Raw genomic sequence first — 21,460 nt, forward strand, 5'->3', positions numbered from 1 at the left:
GTCTACCTCGCCTGCGCCGTCAGGATCTTGAGCGCGAAGGCCGAGAACACGCCGCCGAACAGATAGTCGACCACGCGCGTGACGCGCGGGCTGGCCTTCATCGCCGCCGAAAACCTTTCCGCCGCCAGCACCATCGGCGCCGTCACCGGGATCGACAGCACGATGAACATCACGCCGAGGAAGAACAGTTTCCCGGACGCGTTCGGATCATGCGCGGAGACGAATTGCGGCAGGAAGGTCATGAAGAACAGGATGATCTTCGGGTTGAGCAGGTTGACGCCGAGCCCGGCCGCCCAGCTGCGGAACAAGGAGACCTGCGGCCCCGTCCGCTTCTCCGGCGAGAAGGCCGAGCCCTTGGCGATCGCCTGCCAGGCCAAGAACACCAGATAGCCGGCGCCGAAGATCTTCAAGGCCAGGAAGGCCATCGGCGAGGCGACGATCAGCGCCGAGATGCCGACCACCACCAAAGTTGTATGGATGAGCGTGCCACAGAGCGCACCGGCCATCGAGGCGAAGCCGGTGGCGCGGCCCTGGCTCAGCGTGCGCGAAACGAACAGCGTCATGTCCGGCCCGGGCGTGATCGCCAGGATGACGGTGGCGATGGAGAACTGGATGAGGGTCGAAGTGTCGGGGATGAAGGACATTGGGAGGTCCTGCGAGATGGATCGCAGACCTATAACGCAGGCTTTTCTGTTTCGCCAGCAACTGCCGTCCTGCGCGTCTTCATCTCTTGCATCGCCTGGAAACCCCGTGATACCTCGCCCGCGAAGCTCTTTTCCCGCGGAACCGCCAAAAATGTCCAAGACCAACAACGTCAAGAAAGTCGTGCTCGCCTATTCCGGCGGCCTCGACACCTCCATCATCCTGAAATGGCTGCAGACCGAGCTTGGCGCCGAGGTCGTCACCTTCACCGCCGATCTCGGCCAGGGCGGCGAGCTGGAGCCGGCGCGCCGCAAGGCCGAGATGATGGGCATCAAGGACATCCGCATCGTGGACGTGCGCGAGGAATTCGTTTCCGACTTCGTCTTCCCGATGTTTCGCGCCAATGCCGTCTATGAAGGCACCTATCTGCTCGGCACCTCGATCGCCCGGCCGCTGATCTCCAAGCACCTGGTCGAGATCGCCAGGGAGACCGGCGCCGACGCCATCGCCCATGGCGCCACCGGCAAGGGCAACGACCAGGTCCGCTTCGAATTGTCGGCTTACGCGCTGAACCCCGACATCAAGGTCATCGCGCCGTGGCGCGACTGGTCGTTCAAGTCGCGCACCGACCTCCTCAATTTTGCCGAGCAGCACCAGATCCCGGTGCCGAAGGACAAGCGCGGCGAGGCGCCCTTCTCGGTCGACGCCAACCTCCTGCATTCCTCTTCCGAGGGCAAGGTGCTGGAGGATCCGTGGAGCGAGCCGCCGGAATTCGTGCATCAGCGCACCGTCTCGCCGATGGACGCGCCCGATGTCGTCACCGAGATCGAGATCGAGTTCCTGAAGGGCGATCCGGTCGCGCTCAACGGCAAGAAGCTGTCGCCGGCCACCATGCTGGCGGCGCTGAACGACCTCGGCCGCGACAACGGCATCGGCCGCCTCGACCTGGTCGAGAACCGTTTCGTCGGCATGAAGTCGCGCGGCGTCTACGAAACCCCCGGCGGCACCATCCTGATCGCCGCCCACCGCGCGATCGAATCGATCACGCTCGACCGGGGCGCCGCGCACCTCAAGGACGAGTTCATGCCGCGCTATGCCGAGCTCATCTACAACGGCTTCTGGTTCTCACCCGAGCGCGTGATGCTGCAGGCGATGATCGACAAGAGCCAGGAAGACGTCGAAGGCACGGTGCGGCTGAAGCTCTACAAGGGCAATGTCATCGTCACCGGCCGCAAGTCGAAGAAGACGCTCTATTCCGATGCGCTGGTCACCTTCGAGGACGACCGCGGCGCCTACGACCAGAAAGACGCCGAGGGCTTTATCCGGCTGAATGGATTGAGGCTGCGGACGCTGGCGGCAAGGAACCGCAAGGGCTGAAGCTGCTGATCTCGCGCAAGGGGAGTGCTGTCCCTTCGTCATTCTAGGGCGGGGCAAGGAGCGAAGCGACGCGCGCAGACCCTAGAATGACGAAGAATACGTTGCTGCCTGTCGCCTTCGGCGACATCTCCGCCTCGAGGGAGAGATTCCCACGTACCGGCTTTCGCCAATCTCCAAGTCCACAAAAAAGCCCGGCGCAAGCCGGGCTGTTCTGCTCAATACTGATACTTGATCAATCCGCGTCGATCGCCTCGGCGATGCGGGCGATGGCCTGCTGGTAGACGCTGGCCGAATTCCAGCCGGCGATCGCGCCCATATTGGCCTCGTAGCTCGCGCCGGCATGCCAGCCATGAGCCTTGAGGAAGTTGGCGGTCGAGGCGAGCGCCGTGTTGCGGTCGCGCAGATTGCCGCTGCCGACGCCGTATTTCAGCACGTTTCCGGGCAGGAACTGGGTGTGGCCGATCTCGCCATGCATGGCGCCGACCGAGGAGGCGCTGAGCGCGCCGCGATCGACCAGCTTCAGCGCCGCGATGGCATGCGGCCTGAAATAATCCGGGCGGCGGCAGTCATAGGCCAGCGTCACGATCGCCGAAACCGTGTTCTGGTTGCCCATCGAGGCGCCGAAGCCGGTTTCCATGCCCCAGATGGCGAGCAGCACACCCGGCGGCACGCCATAAGTCCGCTCGATATTGGCGAACATCGCCGCATTCGCCTTCTTCAGCGCGCGGCCGCGCGAGATGATCGCGGATGCGCCGCGCCGCTGCATGAAAGCCTCCACGGAGCCGCTGAACGCCTTATGGATAGCGCGGTCGGCGGCGATCGTCCTGGTGGCGTAGGTAGCACCCGCCAGCGCCGACAAGCCCCTCTGGCCGACACCTTCGGCTCTGGCCTCGGCGGCAAAGTCCTGTTTCCAGGCGTCGAAGCCGGCGCCATTCTTGCCGCAGCTCGGAGCCGCCTCGGCGCCGCCCGCCAGCGCGAGCGTCGCCACCACTGCCGCCGCGAAAATCCTTCCCTTGGCAAAAAATGCCATCTCGTTCTCCTGAATTGCCTGAATCACGTCCCGGTTGTGAATTTGCCAGCGAAACGCCCGGTTGTCACCGCCCTCGCCGGGGACGTGGCACCCGACACGGGCGAAAGAAAGGCAATCCCGCTGCGATCGGCCGTCAGGTGTGGCGGTCTTGCCTCATGAAAAGACATTGACGTCCGGTCTTTGCTGCCGGTTCGGCGGGGCTTGCCGTGGTAAAGACGCGTCGCGCGGCGAAATAGCACCGGAACGCCGGATGTCGGCAGGCGTTAGAGCCCGAGTTCACCTCCACGTTCCCTGCAGGTTGATCACGCATGAAGCTGTTCGACTGCCCCAATTGCGGCCATCGCCTCTATTTCGAGAACGCCCAGTGTCTGAACTGCTCCAGCCTGGTGCTCTATGACCCCGAACGAGCGAACTTCGTGCTCAGCGGCAGAGACGGCGTTTTGCCATGCGGCAATGCCGATGAATGCGCCTGCAACTGGCGGGCCGAGGCTGGCCGGCCTTTCTGCCGCGCCTGTGCCCTCAACCAGGTCATTCCCGACCTTTCCATCGACGGCAACCGCCGGCGCTGGATCCGCGTGGAAGCGGCGAAGAAGCGCGCCGTCTATTCTCTGCTCGCCTTCGGCCTGCCGGTCGTTCCCAAGGCCGATGCCAAGGATGAGATCGGCCTTGCTTTCGACTTTCTCGCCGACCCGATCGGCGCCGGTCCAGGTGGTGAGCGCATCCTGACCGGCCATGACAACGGCTTGATCACCCTCAACGTTGCCGAGGCCGATTCCGCCGAGCGCGAAAGACGGCGCGTCGAGATGGGCGAGAACTATCGCACTCTGCTCGGCCATTTCCGTCACGAGCTCGGCCATTATTATTGGGATCGGCTGATCCGTGACGATCCCGCTCGTCTCCGGGCCTTCCGCGCGCTCTTCGGCGACGAGCAGGCCGATTACGAACAGGCCCTGAAGGCATACTACGCCAATGGCGCGCCGCCGGACTGGCAGCAACGCCACATCTCCGCCTATGCCGCATCCCATCCCTGGGAGGACTGGGCCGAGACCTGGGCGCATCATCTCCACATCGCCGACACGCTGGAAATGGTCCATGCGCTGAATTTTCCGCTGGGCCGGCTGGAGACCGTGGATGCCGATACCATCCCGCGCGGCGACACTGGTGGTCGTCTGCAGCCGGCGCCCGCCGATCCCGACCCGGCGCCGGAGCCGTTTGAAAGGATTCTGGCCCGATGGCTGGTGTTGTCGGAGGCTTCCAACTCGATCAATCGCTGCATGGGCCTGCCGGACCTTTACCCCTTCGTGATTTCGGAGGTGGCGGCGCGCAAACTGGCGTTCGTGCATGATCTTTTGACCGGCGCGCCGGAAGAGGACCGGAACAATTCGTGAGCCCGCCAAAAGCAATTTAGCCGGAACGCATAAGCCTTTGTTTCGTTGTCGAGCCCGAGGGAGCGTTGAAAAACGGAGAGAAACCATGAAACGCCTAATGCTTCCGGCACTGGCCGGTGCGCTGCTCACGATCTCGGGCGCCGCTTTTGCCGACACCCCCGTCCAGGCGGTGACCGACCTGAACGTTCGCGCTGGCCCCGGTCCGCAATATCCGGTTATCGGTGTGCTGGCGGCAGGGCAGTCGGCCACCCTTAATGGCTGCATCGAAGGCAGCAAATGGTGCACGATCGCCGAGGCGGACGGCAAGGGCTGGGTCTATTCCGACTATGTGACCGGCGATTTCGGCGGCACCCGCGTCGTCGTGACCCGCCGCCCGGCCAATGCCGACATTGCCGTCGTGGCGCCGCCGACCGACAACATCTACACCAGCGATACCTACACCGGCGCCATCGTCTCCAACGATGACGCGATCGAGTCGATCGGCAGGCCGCCGGCCGAGGTCGGCACCTATGTCGCCACGCACCGGGTCGACCCGGTCTATCTCGACGGCGAGGTGGTGACCGGCGCCACGCTGCCCGACACGGTCGAGCTGCGCGAAATCCCCGATTACCGGTATCGCTATGTCTATGTGAACAACCAGCCGGCGCTGGTCGACCCCGGCACGCGGCGCATCGTCTATGTGATGCGCTGATCGGACTTGATCGCCATGAGAAGAGCGGCCGCCAGCGATGGCGGCCGCTCTTTGTTCTTTACGCGCGGCAACCCGGACGTCGGTAATTGCGTGGTAACTGCGATCCCCTAAACCGATGTGGTGGAAAGCCTTCGGCGGGGAGCCGCGTGACGATCGAGAATGCCGCCTTCGAGGGCTATCGCCGCTCGCCGAACGAAAAGACCACTTTGCCGCGCCTGTTCCTCGGCACGGCGATCGTCGTTGCTTTCTGGATGGCAATGACGGCCCTGGTGCTGTTTGCCGGCACCTATGTCTACATCGTCTGGCGCCTGCCCGGACCCTCGACCGGGCAGTATATGCAGGACTTCCTGGCATCGCCGGTCGGAATCCTGAGCGCCCTGACCTCTTTTGCCGGCATCTGGATCGGCCTGTGGGTGGCGACGCGCTTCGTTCACGGCGAGCCGCTATCCGCGCTCTTCGGCCTCACCCGCCGTATCGCCGGCCTGGATTTCCTCAAGGGCCTGGGCGCGGTGCTGATCACATCGCTGTTCTCCGAGGTCCTGCTCTATTGGCTGCAGCCGGAGATCGCGCGCGGACCGATCGCCTTCTCGTCCTGGCTTCTCTTCCTCATCCCGATCGTTCTGCTCGCGTTCCTGCAGACCTCGTCGGAGGAAATGCTGTTTCGCGGCTATCTGCTGCGCGGCCTCGCCTGTCGCTTCCGGAGCCCGTGGATCTGGGCGCTGCTGCCGGGCCTGCTGTTCACCGCGCTGCACTGGAATACAGCCTCGACTTTTGCCATCAATGCCAGCGTCTTCGTCTCGATCGGCATCTTTGCGCTGCTGCTCACGCTGCTTGTCTATGTCACCGGCAATCTCGGCGCCGGTTTCGGCGCCCATCTCGGCAACAACCTGACCGGCTTCCTTCTGATCTCGCACCAGGAAGGCTATAACGGCTTCGCCTTGCTCAACGCCAAGCCGCTCGAAGGTCCCGGCTGGACCGGGCTGGACGCCGTTCTGATTGCCGCTATCGGCATTGTCAGCACGCTTTTGACCATGCTCCTGCTTTTGCACCGGCGCTCGCCGCTGCGGGTTGGGACGAGCAAGCAAAGTTCGCCATGAGGCGCATCGAATCGCGGCGTTTGGCCCCGGATTTGAGCCTTTGTTCTTGATGCATGTCGTTGCCGCAAGACCGCTGCGCACTTTTGCCCGACATGCATTAGCCTTGACTCCGCGGCCGTTTTCCTGTCTAGAGCCGCTGAATTTCCGCGACGAGTATCCTTCGCGAAAGCCGACCAGGACGCCAGCGCCTCTTTGAGGCCAGTGCTATAAAGAGATCCCGGAGGCCAACACCCGGCAGCGCGATGCGCCCCCGGGTGCTTTTTGGCTTTGCGCTTTGCTTGGCGACCCGGCGCGAACGCACTACCTCTCGGTTCGACCCCGAACCGAGATCAAGGACCGCAGATGTTTGAATCCCTCCAGGAGCGTCTTGGCTCCATCCTGAACGGCCTGACCGGTCGCGGCGCATTGTCCGAGGCGGATGTCTCGGCGGCGCTGCGCGAAGTGCGCCGTGCGCTGCTCGAGGCCGACGTCGCGTTGGAAGTGGTGCGCTCCTTCACCGACAAGGTGCGCGAGAAGGCGGTCGGCGCCGCGGTGCTGAAGTCGATCAAACCCGGGCAGATGGTCGTCAAGATCGTCCATGACGAGCTGGTCGACATGCTGGGCGCCGAAGGCGTCGCCATCGACCTCAACGCGCCGGCGCCCGTTGTCGTCATGATGGTCGGCCTGCAGGGCTCCGGCAAGACGACCACCTCGGCCAAGATCGCCAAGCGGCTGACCGAGCGGCAGAACAAGAAGGTCCTGATGGCCTCGCTCGACACGCGGCGTCCCGCCGCACAGGAGCAGTTGCGCCAGCTCGGCGAGCAGACCAAGGTGGCGACGCTGCCGATCATCGCCGGCCAGAGCCCGGTCGACATCGCCAAGCGCGCCGTGCAGGCGGCCAAGCTCGGCGGCCATGACGTGGTCATCCTCGACACCGCCGGCCGCACCCATATCGACGAGCCGCTGATGGTCGAGATGGCCGACATCAAGAAGGTGTCGAGCCCGCACGAGATCCTGCTGGTCGCCGACTCGCTGACCGGCCAGGATGCCGTCAATCTGGCGAAAAGCTTCGACGAACGTGTCGGCATCACCGGCCTGGTGCTCACCCGCATGGACGGCGACGGCCGCGGCGGCGCGGCGCTTTCCATGCGCGCCGTCACCGGCAAGCCGATCAAGCTCATCGGCACCGGCGAGAAGATGGACGGGCTGGAGGAATTCCATCCCAAGCGCATCGCCGACCGCATCCTCGGCATGGGCGACATCGTCTCGCTTGTCGAGAAGGCTGCCGAGACAATCGACGCCGAGCAGGCGGCGGCGATGGCCAAGAAGATGCAGTCGGGCAAGTTCGACCTGAACGACCTCGCCCAGCAGCTTCAGCAGATGTCGAAGATGGGCGGCATGGGCGGCATCATGGGCATGATGCCCGGCATGGGCAAGATGAAGGACCAGCTTGCCGCCGCCGGCTTCGACGACAAGATGTTTCGCCGCCAGCTCGCCATCATCTCCTCGATGACCAAGGCCGAGCGCGCCAACCCCGATATTCTGAAGCACTCGCGCAAGAAGCGCATCGCGGCCGGCTCCGGCACCGATGCGGCCGAGATCAACAAGCTCTTGAAGATGCATCGCGGCATGGCCGACATGATGAAGGCGATGGGCGGCAAGGGCAAAGGCGGCGGCCTCATGCGCGGCATGATGGGCGGCCTTGCCTCGAAGATGGGCCTTGGCGGCATGATGCCGGGGGGTATGGGGGGCATGCCCGACCTCTCCAAGATGGATCCCAAGCAACTCGAGGCCCTGCAGAAGCAGGCGCAGGCCGCCGGTCTCGGCAAAGGCCTGCCGGGCGGCCTTCCCGGCGGACTTCCCGGCGGCGGGCTGCCGGGCCTGCCCGGCGGCATGAAGCTTCCGGGCCTCCCGGGCGGCGGCGGGTTGCCGGGTTTGGGCAAGAAGAAGTGAGGGGGCGATGAACGAGGAGAAAGACATGGCCGACGCACGCGCCATCCTGGCCGGCTACCGCGCCTCGATCGACAACATCGACGCCGCTCTCATCCATATGCTGGCCGAACGCTTCCGCTGCACCAAGGCGGTCGGCGTGCTCAAGGCCGAGCATGGCCTGCCGCCTGCCGATCCGGCACGCGAGCAGCAGCAGATCGCCCGCCTTCGCCAGCTGGCGAAGGACGCGAATCTCGATCCGGATTTCGCGGAGAAGTTCCTGAACTTCGTCGTCCGCGAGGTGATCCGGCATCACGAACAGATCGCCGCTTCGAGCAGCGGCGCGACTAAAGACGCCGCTTCCAACGGCGCTGCCAAAGCCGGCTAATGGCCGGAAGTTAATGAACGAAATCAGAGCTTTTAGGAGAAAAGAATGGCACTGAAGATCAGACTGGCCCGCGCGGGCTCGAAGAAGCGTCCTTACTACCACGTCGTCGTCGCCGATGCCCGTTCGCCACGCGACGGCCGTTTCATCGAGGCGCTGGGTTCCTGGAACCCGCTGCTGCCGAAGGACGGCGAGCGCGTCAAGGTCGACGCCGACCGCGTCAAGCATTGGCTGTCGCACGGCGCCCAGCCGACCGACCGCGTGCTGCGCTTCCTCGACGAGGCCGGTATCGCCAAGCGCGAAGCCCGCTCGAACCCGAACAAGGCCCTGCCCGGGAAGAAGGCGCAGGAACGCGCCGCCCTGCTGAAGAAGGCGCAGGAAGACGCCGCTGCGGCGGTGGCGGCCGCGACCGCCGCGCCGGCCGAGGCTGAAGCCGCCAGCGCCGAGTAATCACGGTCTGCTTCGCGTACAAAAACGGCGGGCATTGCCCGCCGTTTTTCTTTGGGTCGGCCCGACGTCTCAATAGCCTGACGGGCATCTCGCGACGTAGACGCGCCCGTAACGGTCACGGTAGCGGCACTGGCCGGCCTCGCTGGCATGGCCGATCAATGCGCCGGCGACCGCGCCAACGGCGCCGCCGACCACCGCGCCTTGAACCGGATCACCCGCGACGGCCGCGCCGACCGCTGCGCCGCCCAGACCGCCGATCGCCGCACCTTTCTCCGTCTGCGAGCAGGCCCCCAGGGCCATCGTCAGCACCAGGATGGTAATTGCTTTCTTCATTGCTGTTCCTCTCTCAAGCGCCGTCCTCGCCGCCATGCCGTAAACTCACGAACAGCTAAATTGATCCCGGCAATGATGAAGATTGGCCGGCTATGGGCCGGCCGGATTCATGGTTCTATACGCCAACACATTGACATCGCAGGGCTTTTAGCGCTCGGCGAGGCGTCTCAGATTGTCGAGCCCGGCCTCGAAATCCTTGCCGATCAGCGCGTCGAAATTCATGAACAGGCCCATCAGCTTCGCGATGAAGGGCCTCGCGCCGCGCATCGCCCAGGTGACCGTGGTGCCGTCGCCGAACGGCGAGAGCGAGAAGTCGACGATGTTGTTGGCCCGGAACGGCTTTTCGAAATCGAGCTTGAGCGCGACCTGCGACGACGGCACCGAATTTGTGATCTCCATGCGGCCCTTGCCGGCCTTGGAGTTGCCCTCCCAGGCATAGGCAGCGCCCTTGCCGCTGTCGGCGCCGGACAGCGTGCGCCGCATCTGAGGGTCGAGCTTTTCGAAGGGCGACCATTCCGGCCAGCGCCGGAAATCGTTGATCAGCGGAAAGATCGTCTCCGCCGGCGCCTTGATGGTGGCCGAGCGTGAGACGACGAAGTCGTTCGGCCGTGTCGCGGCATAGGCGAGCACGGCGGCGATGATAAGGACAAGGATGACGAGAATGGTGGTGAACATTGTTCTCTCCTCCTATCGGCTGAACGGGATTAGCCCGCGCACCCTGGGGTCGCGCAGATAAAGACCGCCCCACAGGATAACACCGAGATAGACGCCGAACAGCGTGTGCGAGAACAGCGGATTGCCGATCCGCACATGCGTCGAAATGGCACCGCCCATATAGGCGGTGAGCAGGATGGCGCCGAGCACGGAGGTGCGCGGAACGGCATAGAGCACGGTCGAGACCAGCCCGATGACGCCGATCAGGCGCGCGACATTGGCGTCGGACGGCCAGCCGAGCTCGGTCATCGTCTGGGTGACGATGTCGAGCGGCGGCAGCTTGATGACGCCGTCGAAGATCATGAACAGGACGACGACGGCGCTGAGCGCGCGCCCGGTCCACAAGGCGCCCTTTGACGCAGGCGCGGCTTCGGAAATGCTCATGGATGTTCCCTCCTGACGGCTGCGAATGCCGGCCATTTGCCGGTTCGATCCAAGGACGGAGGAAGGGGCCGCGATCCTACACGCCTTCGTCATGCCCGGGCTTCACCCCAAGCGCCTGCGGCTATGAGAAGTAAAACTTGTCGGCCGCGATCATCTTCGGCGGCGTCTCGTTCAGCGCCTCGAACACGGAAATCTCGCAGACTCGGCAGAGGCCGTCGAGCGCAAGGTCGTTGGCCTCGATGCCGAACGGATCCTCGAGCTCTTCCGACAGCGCGTCGAGGCCGAAGAAAGTGTAGGCGATCAGCACCGTGAACAGCGGCGTCGCCCAGCCTGTGGTCGAGACCAGACCGATCGGCAGCAGCAGGCAGACGACATAGGCCGTGCGATGCACGAGCAGCGTATAAGCGAAGGGCAGGGGCGTGCCGGCGATCCGCTCGCAGCCGGCCTGGATGGCGGCGATCGCGGCCAGCCTTTCGTCGAGGATGCGGAAGCCGATCGGATCGAGCGCGCCCGCTTCGCGCCGCGCATTGGCGCGCCGGCCCATGCGGCGGACCATGTCGTCGGCGGGGTTGGTGCGGGCGGCCGCCTTGTCGGCCTCGTCGCCGATGAAGGCGCGCGCGTCCTTTATACTGTCGATCCGGCGCAATTGCCCGCGCAAGAGGTGGCAGAAGGCGAGCGCCTCCATCAGCAGCGCGCGCTGTTCGGCACGCTCGCCGATCAGGCTGGTGGTGGCGCGCGCCAGGTTGCGGATCTCGAAGACCAGCGCACCCCAGAGCTTGCGCGCCTCCCACCAACGGTCATAGGCGGCGTTGTTGCGGAACGACAGGTAGATCGACAGCGTCACGCCGACGAGCCCGAAAGGCGCGATGCTGAAAGCGCTGAGATCGAGCTGGAAATGCCGCGCCAGCATCAGGATGACCGCCGAATAGAGGGCGAAGCCGAGAATCTGCGGCAGGATGCCCGGCACCACCGAGCCGCGCATGATGAAGAACAGCTGCAGAAATGTCGGGCGCGGGCGGACGATCATCGGTGAACCTTTGCGAGCCGTTATGTCTCTACGGCGATAACGAGTTTGCGGCTCAGCCGCCAGCGACACCGCCATGTCGTTTGGGTGCCGGACCGTTGACGTTTCGAGCGGGACTGTCGAGAACGTCGCGGAGCGCCAGACGAAAGGAAGGAAGGATGAGCGGCGAGACGGACCTGCAGAAGCTGCTGGCATCGATGACGCCGCGGCTTTACCCCGATGTCCATGTCTTCGTCACGTTGGCACCTGGCATGCCGGTCCCGGCGGGGCTCGACCCCGTGATGCAATTTCGCGAGAGGGAGGGCCGTACCTTGATCGTGACGGAAGACGAGGCAAAGGCCGCCGGCCTTGCCGGCACGTTCCGCTGCCGGATGATCACGCTCGACATCCACTCCTCGCTGGAAGCCGTCGGCTTTCTCGCCGCCATCACGACGCGGCTGGCGGCAGCCGGCATGGGCGTCAATCCGGTCTCGGCCTTCTATCACGACCATCTGTTCGTGTCGGCGGAAAGAGCGGAGGAGGCGTTGGCGATATTGTGGCAGTTAGCGGCGGAAAGCGGTGCCTGAGCCACGAGAAGATGGAAGAACCGGCGCTACCCTCATCCACCCTGCTGCCTCCCCGCTGCGGAATCTCATGCCGGCGACTGGCTTGGTGTATCCTGGACGGCCATCCTGAAGCCCAGCCCGTGGGCGCATTTTCATCGCTTTTGCGCAAATGCTGCTAATGCTGTATATTGCAGCAATCAGCAACAATAGGAGGTCGCTATGCCCCGGTCAGGTGGTTCCTATTCGACGAGCGAGCTTTCCCGGAAGTCCGGCGACATTATCGCCGAGGCCCTGCGCCGTCCGGTGACGATTACCCAGCGCAACAAACCGCGTCTCGTGCTTCTCAACATCGAGGATTACGCGCGGCTGGTGCGCCAGTCGGATAGTCGCTCTGCCGGTACAATCGAGACCATGTCTGACGGCCTCTTCGCCGATTTCGAGAGCGCCGTCGAAGCCTATGCGCAGGAGGATGAAACGGGGCGGACATGAGCTACGACGAAATCCGCACGGCAACGGTCATCCGCTATCCTTCCCTCTGGGCGCCCGAAGCCCGCGCTGGCGAGACCGAGGGCCGCAAGGAACGGCCCGTCGCCGTCGGCGTGCGGATTGTACGCGCGGATGGCGATCTTGTCCTGTTCTTCCCGATCACCAGCAAGGAGCCGGAGAAGGCCCGGTTCGCGGTGGAGATCCCCGCCATCGAGAGGCGCCGCGCGGGACTCGACGCCGACCGGCGGTTGTGGGTCATCCTCGACGAGTTCAACTCCGATCTCGTCGGCAAGTCCTTCTATCTCGAACCCGAGCCGCCGATCGGACGCTTCAGCAAGGCCTTCTTCCTGCCGCTGCTGCGGGAATTCATCGTCAGGCGCAAGGCCTTCACCGAAGTCACCCGCTTCCGCTAGCCACGGCACAGCCGCGTCGTCCGTGAGCGAAAACAAACGGCCGAAGGCCGAGCCCGCGTCCGCGGGCCGCTGATCATCCGGCGCCCGCGCGGAGGGCCCGCCGCGGCAGCGGCGTACGGCCCGTGAGCGAAAACAAACGGCCGAGCCCGCGACCGCGGGCCGCCGGTCGTCCGGCGCCCCTCGCGGAGGGCCAGCCGCGGCAGCGGCGATACGGCCCGTGAGCGAAAACAAACTGCCGTCAGGCCGCCTTCTTCTTCGGCTGGATCAGGCCGCGCTCGACCAAAAGCTCGGCGATCTGCACGGCGTTCAGCGCCGCGCCCTTGCGCAGATTGTCGGAGACGACCCACATCGACAGGCCGTTGTCGACGGTCGAATCCTCGCGGATGCGCGAGATGAAGGTGGCGTCCTCACCGGCCGATTCCAGCGGCGTGATGTAGCCGCCGTTCTCGCGCTTATCGAGCACCTGGCATCCGGGCGCCTCGCGCAGGATCTCGCGCGCCTCGACCGCCGTGATCGGCTTCTCGAACTCGATGTTGACCGCTTCCGAATGGCCGATGAACACCGGCACGCGAACGCAGGTCGCCGTCAGCTTGATCTTGGGGTCGAGCATCTTCTTGGTCTCGGCCACCATCTTCCACTCTTCCTTGGTGAAGCCGTCGTCCAGGAAGACGTCGATATGCGGGATGACGTTGAAGGCGATGCGCTTGGTGAACTTCTTGACATCGACCTGGTCGGCGACAAACACCGCGCGGGTCTGGGTGAAGAGCTCGTCCATGCCTTCCTTGCCGGCGCCTGACACCGACTGGTAGGTGGCGACGACGACGCGCTTGATGGTGGCAGCGTCATGCAGCGGCTTCAGCGCCACGACCAGCTGCGCCGTCGAGCAATTCGGGTTGGCGATGATGTTCTTGCGCGAGAACAGCGCAACCGCGTCGGGGTTCACTTCCGGCACGATCAGCGGCACGTCCGGATCGTAGCGGAAGGCCGACGAGTTATCGATGACGACGCAGCCCTGCTTGCCGATCTTCGGCGACCATTCCTTGGAGACGTTGCCGCCGGCCGACATGACGCAGAGGTCGGTGTCGGAAAAGTCGTAGGTGTCGAGCGCCTTGACCTTCAGCGTGCGGTCGCCGAAGGACACTTCGGTGCCCTGGCTGCGCCGCGACGCCAGCGCCACGACCTCGCTCACCGGGAAGCCGCGCTCGTCCAGAATGTTGAGCATTTCGCGGCCCACATTGCCCGTGGCGCCGACTACCGCAACCTTGAAACTCATATGATATCTCCTGTCCCTCTCCGCTTCGTTGTTGGAGAAAACCCGCCGGCCTCATGCGGGTTTCGTCCCCCGGGCCGGACCCGGGAGAGGGTGGTTAGGCCAAGGGAATCACACCGTTTTGGTGGTGGTTTTTTTGGCCGTAGTTTTGCTGGAACGGACGAACGCGTCGAAGCGCCCGGCCCGATGTTGTGCATCGCGGCCGGGGACATCGAATGCAAGAAGAGCCATCAAAAGGCCGCGCATCGAGGATGATCCCGTTCGAAGCGGGCTTTTACGCGGTTTGCGGAAAGAGTCAATCGGCGCCCTTTTCCTTCTCCCCTTGTGGGAGAAGGTGGATCGGCGCGTTAGCGCCGAGACGGATGAGGGGTGTTCCAGCGGAGTGAGACGCTGGCTTTCCCTGGAGCACCCCTCATCCGGCCGCTTCGCGGCCACCTTCTCCCACAAGGGGAGAAGGGAAAGGCGGCGCCGCCTGCTCTGTACAACGGCGGCTGTAGCAAGTACGAACGCCCAAACTCCCTTGGCTGGCGCAGTGCCGGCCTTGTGCTCCATGACGAGCGCAGAACCCCGAATTCCGAAAGAAGAGAATGTCCAGTTTCGAAACGATTGTTCCTGCGCTGGCAGAGGCGCTGGAAAAGCGCGGTTATTCGGCGCTGACGCCGGTGCAGAAGGCGGTGCTGGAACCTGAGCTCGGCGAGGCCGACGCGCTGGTCTCGGCGCAGACCGGCTCCGGCAAGACCGTCGCCTTCGGCCTTGCCGTGGCGCCGACCCTGCTCAGCGGCGCCGAGCGTTTCGCCGCTGCCGGAGCGCCGCTGGGCCTGGTCGTGGCGCCTACGCGCGAGCTCGCGCTGCAGGTGCGGCGCGAGCTGGAATGGCTCTACGAGCTGACCGGCGCGCATATTGCCTCCTGCGTCGGCGGCATGGACATGCGCACCGAGCGGCGCGCGCTGGAGCGCGGCGCCCATATCGTCGTCGGCACACCCGGCCGGCTGCGCGACCACATCACGCGCGGCGCGCTCGACATGTCGGCGCTGAAGGCCGTGGTGCTGGACGAGGCCGACGAGATGCTCGACCTCGGTTTCCGCGAGGACCTCGAATTCATCCTCGATGCCGCGCCCTCCGGGCGCCGCACGCTGATGTTTTCCGCCACGGTGCCGCGCTCCATCGCCACGCTGGCGAAGAGCTACCAGCGCAATGCGGTGCGCATCTCGGCCGGCGGCGAGGAAAAGCAGCATCTCGACATCGAATACCGGGCGCTCTCCGTCGCGCCCGCCGATCGCGAGAACGCCATCATCAACGTGCTGCGCTATTACGAGGCCGCCAACGCGATGGTGTTCTGCAACACCCGCGCCGCCGTCAACCATCTGACGGCACGCTTCAACAACCGCAATTTCTCCGTCGTGGCGCTGTCCGGCGAGCTCAGCCAGAACGAGCGCAGCCACGCCCTGCAGGCGATGCGCGACGGCCGCGCCAAGGTCTGCATCGCGACGGATGTCGCGGCGCGCGGCATCGATCTGCCCAATCTCGATCTCGTCATCCATGCCGACCTGCCGAGCAATCCGGAGACGCTGCTGCATCGCAGCGGCCGCACCGGGCGCGCCGGGCGCAAGGGGGTGAGCGCGCTGATCGTGCCGGGCAATGCCCGCCGGCGCACCGAACGGCTGCTCGCCAATGCCGGCCTCACCGCGACCTGGGCGAGTCCGCCCTCGGCTGACGAGGTGCTGCGGCGCGACGACGAGCGCATCCTGGCCGACCCGTCCTTCGGCGAGCCGGTGAAGGAGGAGGAGCGCGGCTTCGCCGCCACCCTCCTCGAACGGCACGGCGCCGAGCTGGTGGCCGCCGCTTTCGTGCGGCTGTGCCGTGGCAGTCGTTCCGCGCCCGAGGAGCTGATCGATGTTGGCCCGTTCTCCCCGTCCAAGGAGAAATTCACGCGCCGGGAGGAAGCACCCGCTCGCCGCGACGATTTCGGCGACAGCGTCTGGTTCTCGCTCTCGGTCGGCCGCCGGCAGAATGCCGAGCCACGCTGGCTGATCCCGATGCTGTGCCGCACCGCCGGCATGTCCAAGCGCGAGATCGGCGCCATCAAGATGCAGCCGGAAGAGACCTTCGTGCAGATCGCCGCCGACTGGGCCGACCGGTTCATGGCGGCGATCGGCCCCGATCGCAAGCTGCAGGGCTCAATCGCGGTCAGGCGCATCGACGGCACGCCGGACCTGTCGCGCGCCGGCTACCAGCCGCCCAAGCCGGACAAGAAGCCGCATCGCGGCAAGCGGTCTTTCGACCAAAAAGCGGCAGACGGTGCCCGCAAGCCGAAATTCGCAAAGCGTGAGGCAACCGACCAGCACCCCTCCCTCGAGGCGAAACCCTGGGCCGGTAAGCCGGGGCAGCCGAAATTCGACAGGGCCAGGTCGGCCAAGCACAAGAAGGCGAAGAAGCGGCCGGACTAATCGCCTGCCAGAGCCTTCAGCGCAGGCCCGTTCAGCCTAAGAAAAACCTTCTGGCCATGGCGCTCAGCGCCGAGCCGGTCGTAGAAGCGCAGCGCGCCCTCGTTCCAGTCTTCGGTCGTGAGGTCGATGCGACCGATGCCCTTGCCGAGGCAATAGCCGGCGAGAAAGCCGATGAGCGCGCGGCCGACGCCCTTGTCGCGGGCGCCGTCGCGCACGAACAGGTCCTTCAGGAACATCAGCCTTTCGAGATCGATGCCTGGGTGGGCAATCGCCACCGAAGCGAGGCCGGCGGGCTCGCCATTCGCGAAGGCCAAGGCGAAATGCGGATAGGCCGGGCTCTCGTCGCCAAGCCATTGCCGCACAGTGGCCGCCGCCCTGCTGTGATCGAGCGGCGCCTGCCGGTAATGCGTGGCCATCGCACAAAGCAGGGTGGCGAGCGCTTCGGCATCGTCGACCCTCGCCCAGCGAATGCCGACGGTCATGCAATCATCCCAGGAACTTGGCGATGATGGCGTCGCCCATCTCGACGGTGCCGACTTCCTTCATGCCGGCCGAAAAGATGTCCTTGGTGCGCAGGCCGTCGTCGAGCACGCCGGCGATGGCGGCTTCGAGTCTGTCGGCTTCCGCCACCATGCCGAAGGAATAGCGCAGGCACATGGCGAAGGACGCGATCATGGCGATCGGGTTGGCGATGCCCTTGCCGGCGATATCGGGCGCCGAGCCGTGCACCGGCTCGTAGAGCGCCTTGCGCTTCTTGGTCTTGGCATCCGGCGCGCCGAGCGAGGCGGAGGGCAGCATGCCGATCGAGCCGGTGAGCATGGCGGCGATGTCGGAGAGCATGTCGCCGAACAGATTGTCGGTAACGATCACGTCGAACTGCTTCGGCCAGCGCACCAGCTGCATGCCGCCGGCGTCCGCCAGCATGTGGTCGAGCTTGACGTCGCTGTATTTGGCCTTGTGCGTCTGGCTGACGACTTCGTTCCACAGCACGCCCGACTTCATGACGTTGCGCTTTTCCATCGAGGTGACGTGGTTCCGACGCGTCCGCGCGAGCTCGAAGGCGACGCCGGAGATGCGCTCGATCTCGAACGTGTCGTAGACCTGGGTGTCGATGCCGCGCTTCTGGCCGTTGCCGAGATCGATGATCTGCTTCGGCTCGCCGAAATAGACGCCGCCGGTGAGCTCGCGCACGATTAGGATGTCGAGGCCCTCGACCACCTCCTGCTTGAGCGAGGAGGAAGCGGCCAGTGCCGGATAACAGATCGCGGGCCTGAGATTGGCGAACAGCTCCATGTCCTTGCGCAGGCGCAAGAGTCCGGCCTCGGGGCGCACCTCGTAAGGCACGGCATCCCATTTCGGCCCGCCCACGGCACCGAACAGCACCGCATCAGCCGCCATCGCCTTCGCCATGTCGGCGTCGGAGATCGCCGCGCCATGCGCGTCGTAGGCGCAGCCGCCGACCAAACCCTCGTCGGTGACGAAGCCGCTGCCGAGCTTGTCGTTCATGGCCTTGATCAGCTTCTTCACCTCGGCCATCGCCTCGGGGCCGATACCGTCGCCGGCGAGCAGGAAGAGATTTTTCGAAGCCATGGAGAACCGTCCCAATAGTATTTGGAGAAACCGCGGCCTTGCTAAACGCCAAGCGGGCCGGGCGCAAGAGGATGTCTCGAAGCTCGGTTCCTCGCCCCCGCCGGAGGTGGGGGAGAGCGACTATCTGGCGTGTCAAGTTGCATTTGCGAACTCGGTTCTCGCGTCGCGTGCTTTTGCGTTGAGGATGACGAGAAGTTTTCTGGCGAGTGCGATGCGGATGAGCATTTTGGGCTTTCCCGCCTGCTGCAACCGTTGAGCGAACGCTTTGAGATGCGGATCGAACTTGGCGACGATGGCCGCGACGACAAAGAGGATGCCACGCGGTCCGGCTCGTCCGCCGCGCACATGCCTGTTGCCGGCGCGCCTGCCGCTGTCGTTGGCGATAGGGGCGAGGCCCGCCAGCTTGGTGATGGCCTTGTTGGAGATGAGGCCGATCTCGGGCAGCTCGGCCATCAGGCGGGCAACAGTGCGGCCAGCCACACCCTTGAGCGAACGAAAGGCCGACCCCAGCTTGGCCCACAGTGGATCGTCGTCGATCATCGAGGCGATCTCGCCTTCCAGACGCCGCTCTTCGCGCTTGAGGAAGGCCAGCATGGCCTCGATGCTGGCGCATACCTCGGCATCGCGTGCGGCGCTTTTGCGCTGTTTGTTGATGGTGGCATCGCCGACAACCTGGCAAAGCCGCCCAACCAGCGCAGCAAGGCGCTGCTGGGAATTACTGGGCGGTGGGGTCGGAGCCGTCTTCTTGACTGCGCCATAATGGGCAATGACAGCAGCGTCGATCCGGTCGGTCTTCTCCAGATAGCCCATCGCCTCGGCAAAGCGCCGCACGCTTCTGGCATTGACCAGGGCGCATGGCATGCCGTGCGCCCACAAAAGCATGAAGCCAAGCCGCTCATAGCCGCCCGATGCCTCCATCACCGCAACGGCCGCGCCGTGGCTGCGACAGAACAGCCAAAGAGCTGCGATCCCCGTTGCATCGTTGGCGAAGCGCTCTATCGCCCCACTCGGCCAGACATGCGCGTCCAGCCAATCCTTGGAAACATCAACTCCACAAATGATCCTGTTCACGGTAACCTGCCTTGTACGTACGGTTGGAACCAAGCGACTGTTCGGTCGTGCGTGACGAAGGCGAAGATCCCAAGCTCTCCCGCGGCTGTAACCTCAGGTGGTACGGGCGACTTCGCCAAGCCAAGGTCCGGCTGGCCGGCCGGACCTTGGCTCAACCGCTTCAATCCCACGAAATCTCTCTCGTGTAGATACAAGGTGTCCGCGAAGCGGACGGAGAGGGGGCCTTCGTAGGGCGCTCCCCTCTCCGTCTCGGCTTCGCCGAGCCACCTCTCCCCACTTCGTGGGGCGAGGAACCCTAGCTACCGATGCGACAGAATATTCACCAGCCTGCCGAACGGGTCGCGCACATAGAAGCGCCGCACGCCCCAGGGTTCGTCGGCCGGGCCGTATTCGACGGCGAAGCCGGCCCTTCCCATTCCCTCAAGCGCCGCATCCACATCGTCGACCTCGATCGACAGGTCCGGCACCGGCGTGCCGGAGCCGCCCTCGGCCATGAAGCTCACCTGCACCGTCATGGTCTCGGCCGAGCCGCAAGTGAGGATCCAGCCCTGATCCATCAGGACATCAAGCCCAAGCACGTCCTGGTAAAAGCGCTTGGCCGCCGCGATGTCGGGTGTTTCGATATTGGCGACGATGCGCCTGACCTTCACCATGAGCCGCTCCTTGCCTTTGCCTGTCCTGGAAGCCCTCCGCGTTTGCCGCAACGGCCCCTATGCCGTGCGCCGCAGCGCCGTCACCTCGATCTCGATCTTCATCTCCGGCTTGTTGAGCTGGCACACGATCATCGTCGCCGCCGGGCGGATGTCGCCGAACGCCTCGCCGAGGATCGGGAAGACCACGTCAACATGGGCCTGGTCGGTGACATAGTAATGCGCCCGCACCACGTCGGCCATGTCGAAGCCACCCTCGGCCAGCGCCTTGGCGATGGTGGCGAGGCAATTGCGCGTCTGCGCCTCGACCGTGTCGGGCATGGTCATGGTGGCATAGTCGTAGCCGGTCGTGCCGGAGACGAAGCACCAGTCGCCCTGCACCACCGCGCGCGAATAGCCGGCGGTCTTCTCGAAGGGGGAGCCGGTGGAGATGAGCTTGCGCATGGGGCCTCCTCGTGATGGTTGCGCCCCCTCTAGCAGGGGAAGACGGTCTGGTCGTGGGCCAAGCCGGGCGGACCGTTGTCAGGAAAGGTAAGCGCGACATGGGTGATTGGCCGAAGCCTCCCTCCGGTCGTCATTCCTGGGCGGAGCGACGCGTAGCGGAGCGCAGACCCTAGAATGACGAAGGCACGGATGGTCGCTCTAGTTCCCCTGCGCGTCGTCATAGGCCTTCTTGATATCGTCCGGCCAGTCCTTCAGCGGCGGCCAGGCCTGCGGCTCGCCATTGTCGCCGCGGCGGGCGAAATAGACTTTCTGCTTGGCGGGGTCGACGGCCATGAAGCCGTCATTGCCGCCACAGTCATGCGGCACGCAGCCGGTGGCGTAGAAGGCGCCGGACGCCGTCTTCTCGGTGCCGCCGCCGACCAGCAGGCTGGTCGCCATGTCCGGCATGTCGTTGCCCAGCAGCGCCTGGCCGGCCTTGTAGACGGCCTCGTTGTGGAAGGCGTCGATGATGTTGTCGTATTTCGACGGGTCGACATCCTTCCAGTCGGTGCCGGGCTCCGGCGTGTAGGTCAGGTTACCCGAGGTCGTCAGCCCTTCCGCGGGCGACCATTGCAGCGCCGGTTTGGAATCGCCAGGCAACAGATAGGGCACGAAATAGATGGCGCTGTCGGACACGGCGGCCGGCGGCGCGCCGCATTCGTCCTGCTCGACCGTGGTGGTCTGGATTTCGCCGTCCTTCTTCCAGACGATGACCTTGGCCGGGCCGCATTGGTTGCCGCCGTCGCCGACATCGACCAGCGCGACGTTGACGTCGCCGATCTTGACGATCTTGTCGAAGAAGACGTCGTAATTGCTGGCCAGCTGCTTGCCGTCATAGGACAGCACCTTCTCGCCGTCCTGCTCCGGCTGCGTGATGGTGAGCTGCCCGCCCTCGAAGGGGATCGGCGCCTGCTTGTCCTCATCCGGCGAAGCCTGGTCGCTGCCCTGGTCGGCCGCGCCTTGATCGGCCGCCGGCTGGTCGGACGCGGCCGGCGCGGTGGTCTGCGCATTGGCGCCGATCGTGGCGAGAAGGATTGCCGCGGAGGCGCTGGCGGCCAGAAGCAAGCGTGTCATGACTGTCC

At 64.9% G+C, this 21,460-nt stretch carries 25 protein-coding genes; 11 read left to right on the forward strand and 14 right to left on the reverse strand.

Going from position 1 to position 21,460, the window contains the following annotated elements:
- Nucleotides 1-2: 2 nt before the first annotated feature.
- The gene (locus MJ8_RS31680; RefSeq protein WP_201412443.1) at nt 3-644 is read right to left on the reverse strand and encodes a LysE family translocator; all 642 of its coding nucleotides are present in this window, start codon (nt 642-644) and stop codon (nt 3-5) included.
- Between the two features lie 151 nt (nt 645-795).
- On the opposite strand from MJ8_RS31680, the gene MJ8_RS31685 reads away from it, so the two are divergent.
- Nucleotides 796-2,019, forward strand: a complete 1,224-nt coding sequence (locus tag MJ8_RS31685) for an argininosuccinate synthase (protein ID WP_201412444.1) — start codon at nt 796-798, stop codon at nt 2,017-2,019.
- Between the two features lie 232 nt (nt 2,020-2,251).
- Here the strand turns inward: MJ8_RS31685 and MJ8_RS31690 are convergent, their stop codons facing one another.
- Nucleotides 2,252-3,049, reverse strand: a complete 798-nt coding sequence (locus MJ8_RS31690; protein ID WP_201412445.1) for a lytic transglycosylase domain-containing protein — start codon at nt 3,047-3,049, stop codon at nt 2,252-2,254.
- 308 nt (nt 3,050-3,357) lie between these two features.
- On the opposite strand from MJ8_RS31690, the gene MJ8_RS31695 reads away from it, so the two are divergent.
- The 6 genes from MJ8_RS31695 (at nt 3,358) to rpsP (ending at nt 8,968) form a co-directional block, all read left to right on the forward strand.
- Nucleotides 3,358-4,437 carry a putative zinc-binding metallopeptidase gene (locus MJ8_RS31695; RefSeq protein WP_201412446.1) on the forward strand — a complete coding sequence of 360 codons (1,080 nt, stop codon included), beginning with the start codon at nt 3,358-3,360 and terminating at the stop codon, nt 4,435-4,437.
- An 85-nt stretch (nt 4,438-4,522) separates the two neighbouring features.
- Nucleotides 4,523-5,128 carry a DUF1236 domain-containing protein gene (locus tag MJ8_RS31700; RefSeq protein ID WP_201412447.1) on the forward strand — a complete coding sequence of 202 codons (606 nt, stop codon included), beginning with the start codon at nt 4,523-4,525 and terminating at the stop codon, nt 5,126-5,128.
- A 146-nt stretch (nt 5,129-5,274) separates the two neighbouring features.
- A complete protein-coding gene (locus MJ8_RS31705) occupies nt 5,275-6,225 on the forward strand; it encodes a CPBP family intramembrane glutamic endopeptidase (protein ID WP_201412448.1) in 951 nt (316 codons plus the stop codon).
- Between the two features lie 342 nt (nt 6,226-6,567).
- Nucleotides 6,568-8,157 (forward strand): signal recognition particle protein, encoded by a 1,590-nt coding sequence (gene ffh, locus MJ8_RS31710; protein ID WP_201412449.1) that lies wholly within the window; start codon nt 6,568-6,570, stop codon nt 8,155-8,157.
- Between the two features lie 7 nt (nt 8,158-8,164).
- On the forward strand, nt 8,165-8,521 hold the full coding sequence (locus MJ8_RS31715) for a chorismate mutase (RefSeq protein WP_201412450.1): 357 nt from the start codon (nt 8,165-8,167) through the stop codon (nt 8,519-8,521).
- A 45-nt stretch (nt 8,522-8,566) separates the two neighbouring features.
- A complete protein-coding gene (gene rpsP / locus MJ8_RS31720; RefSeq protein ID WP_201412451.1) occupies nt 8,567-8,968 on the forward strand; it encodes a 30S ribosomal protein S16 in 402 nt (133 codons plus the stop codon).
- A gap of 69 nt (nt 8,969-9,037) precedes the next feature.
- On the opposite strand, the gene MJ8_RS31725 is transcribed toward rpsP, so the two are convergent.
- From MJ8_RS31725 to MJ8_RS31740, 4 genes are all read right to left on the reverse strand, one after another.
- Nucleotides 9,038-9,301: a YMGG-like glycine zipper-containing protein gene (locus MJ8_RS31725; RefSeq protein ID WP_040987857.1), complete on the reverse strand. Its 264-nt coding sequence runs from the start codon at nt 9,299-9,301 to the stop codon at nt 9,038-9,040.
- A gap of 147 nt (nt 9,302-9,448) precedes the next feature.
- Nucleotides 9,449-9,976 carry an SRPBCC family protein gene (locus tag MJ8_RS31730; RefSeq protein WP_201412452.1) on the reverse strand — a complete coding sequence of 176 codons (528 nt, stop codon included), beginning with the start codon at nt 9,974-9,976 and terminating at the stop codon, nt 9,449-9,451.
- Between the two features lie 12 nt (nt 9,977-9,988).
- A complete protein-coding gene (locus MJ8_RS31735; protein WP_201412453.1) occupies nt 9,989-10,399 on the reverse strand; it encodes a DoxX family protein in 411 nt (136 codons plus the stop codon).
- A 121-nt stretch (nt 10,400-10,520) separates the two neighbouring features.
- Nucleotides 10,521-11,426, reverse strand: a complete 906-nt coding sequence (locus MJ8_RS31740) for a bestrophin family protein (RefSeq protein WP_201412454.1) — start codon at nt 11,424-11,426, stop codon at nt 10,521-10,523.
- A 155-nt stretch (nt 11,427-11,581) separates the two neighbouring features.
- Here MJ8_RS31740 and MJ8_RS31745 point away from each other — a divergent pair, with 155 nt between their 5' ends.
- The 3 genes from MJ8_RS31745 (at nt 11,582) to MJ8_RS31755 (ending at nt 12,867) form a co-directional block, all read left to right on the forward strand.
- A complete protein-coding gene (locus MJ8_RS31745) occupies nt 11,582-11,989 on the forward strand; it encodes an ACT domain-containing protein (protein WP_201412455.1) in 408 nt (135 codons plus the stop codon).
- A gap of 198 nt (nt 11,990-12,187) precedes the next feature.
- On the forward strand, nt 12,188-12,457 hold the full coding sequence (locus tag MJ8_RS31750; protein WP_201412456.1) for a type II toxin-antitoxin system prevent-host-death family antitoxin: 270 nt from the start codon (nt 12,188-12,190) through the stop codon (nt 12,455-12,457).
- A complete protein-coding gene (locus MJ8_RS31755) occupies nt 12,454-12,867 on the forward strand; it encodes a hypothetical protein (RefSeq protein WP_201412457.1) in 414 nt (137 codons plus the stop codon). The genes MJ8_RS31750 and MJ8_RS31755 overlap by 4 nt, the downstream gene beginning before the upstream one ends.
- A 238-nt stretch (nt 12,868-13,105) precedes the next feature.
- Here MJ8_RS31755 and MJ8_RS31760 read toward each other — a convergent pair whose 3' ends face one another.
- Both MJ8_RS31760 and MJ8_RS32620 read right to left on the reverse strand, forming a co-directional pair.
- Entirely contained in the window at nt 13,106-14,140 is a 1,035-nt protein-coding gene (locus tag MJ8_RS31760; protein WP_201412458.1) for an aspartate-semialdehyde dehydrogenase, read from the reverse strand.
- A 108-nt stretch (nt 14,141-14,248) separates the two neighbouring features.
- Complete coding sequence (locus MJ8_RS32620) at nt 14,249-14,383, reverse strand: hypothetical protein (RefSeq protein ID WP_263649565.1); 135 nt, start codon at nt 14,381-14,383, stop codon at nt 14,249-14,251.
- A 341-nt stretch (nt 14,384-14,724) separates the two neighbouring features.
- Here MJ8_RS32620 and MJ8_RS31765 point away from each other — a divergent pair, with 341 nt between their 5' ends.
- On the forward strand, nt 14,725-16,584 hold the full coding sequence (locus MJ8_RS31765; protein WP_201412459.1) for a DEAD/DEAH box helicase: 1,860 nt from the start codon (nt 14,725-14,727) through the stop codon (nt 16,582-16,584).
- On the opposite strand, the gene MJ8_RS31770 is transcribed toward MJ8_RS31765, so the two are convergent.
- The 6 genes from MJ8_RS31770 to MJ8_RS31795 form a co-directional block, all read right to left on the reverse strand.
- Nucleotides 16,581-17,066: a GNAT family N-acetyltransferase gene (locus MJ8_RS31770; RefSeq protein ID WP_201412460.1), complete on the reverse strand. Its 486-nt coding sequence runs from the start codon at nt 17,064-17,066 to the stop codon at nt 16,581-16,583. The genes MJ8_RS31765 and MJ8_RS31770 overlap by 4 nt on opposite strands.
- 4 nt (nt 17,067-17,070) lie before the next feature.
- On the reverse strand, nt 17,071-18,174 hold the full coding sequence (leuB, locus tag MJ8_RS31775; RefSeq protein ID WP_201412461.1) for a 3-isopropylmalate dehydrogenase: 1,104 nt from the start codon (nt 18,172-18,174) through the stop codon (nt 17,071-17,073).
- A gap of 132 nt (nt 18,175-18,306) precedes the next feature.
- A complete protein-coding gene (locus tag MJ8_RS31780; protein WP_201412284.1) occupies nt 18,307-19,245 on the reverse strand; it encodes an IS110 family transposase in 939 nt (312 codons plus the stop codon).
- A gap of 299 nt (nt 19,246-19,544) precedes the next feature.
- The gene (locus MJ8_RS31785) at nt 19,545-19,895 is read right to left on the reverse strand and encodes a VOC family protein (protein WP_201415638.1); all 351 of its coding nucleotides are present in this window, start codon (nt 19,893-19,895) and stop codon (nt 19,545-19,547) included.
- A gap of 60 nt (nt 19,896-19,955) precedes the next feature.
- Complete coding sequence (locus tag MJ8_RS31790) at nt 19,956-20,339, reverse strand: RidA family protein (RefSeq protein ID WP_201412462.1); 384 nt, start codon at nt 20,337-20,339, stop codon at nt 19,956-19,958.
- Between the two features lie 198 nt (nt 20,340-20,537).
- On the reverse strand, nt 20,538-21,452 hold the full coding sequence (locus MJ8_RS31795) for a hypothetical protein (RefSeq protein ID WP_201412463.1): 915 nt from the start codon (nt 21,450-21,452) through the stop codon (nt 20,538-20,540).
- Nucleotides 21,453-21,460: the final 8 nt, after the last annotated feature.

This window comes from Mesorhizobium sp. J8 (assembly GCF_016591715.1).
Lineage (GTDB): Bacteria > Pseudomonadota > Alphaproteobacteria > Rhizobiales > Rhizobiaceae > Mesorhizobium.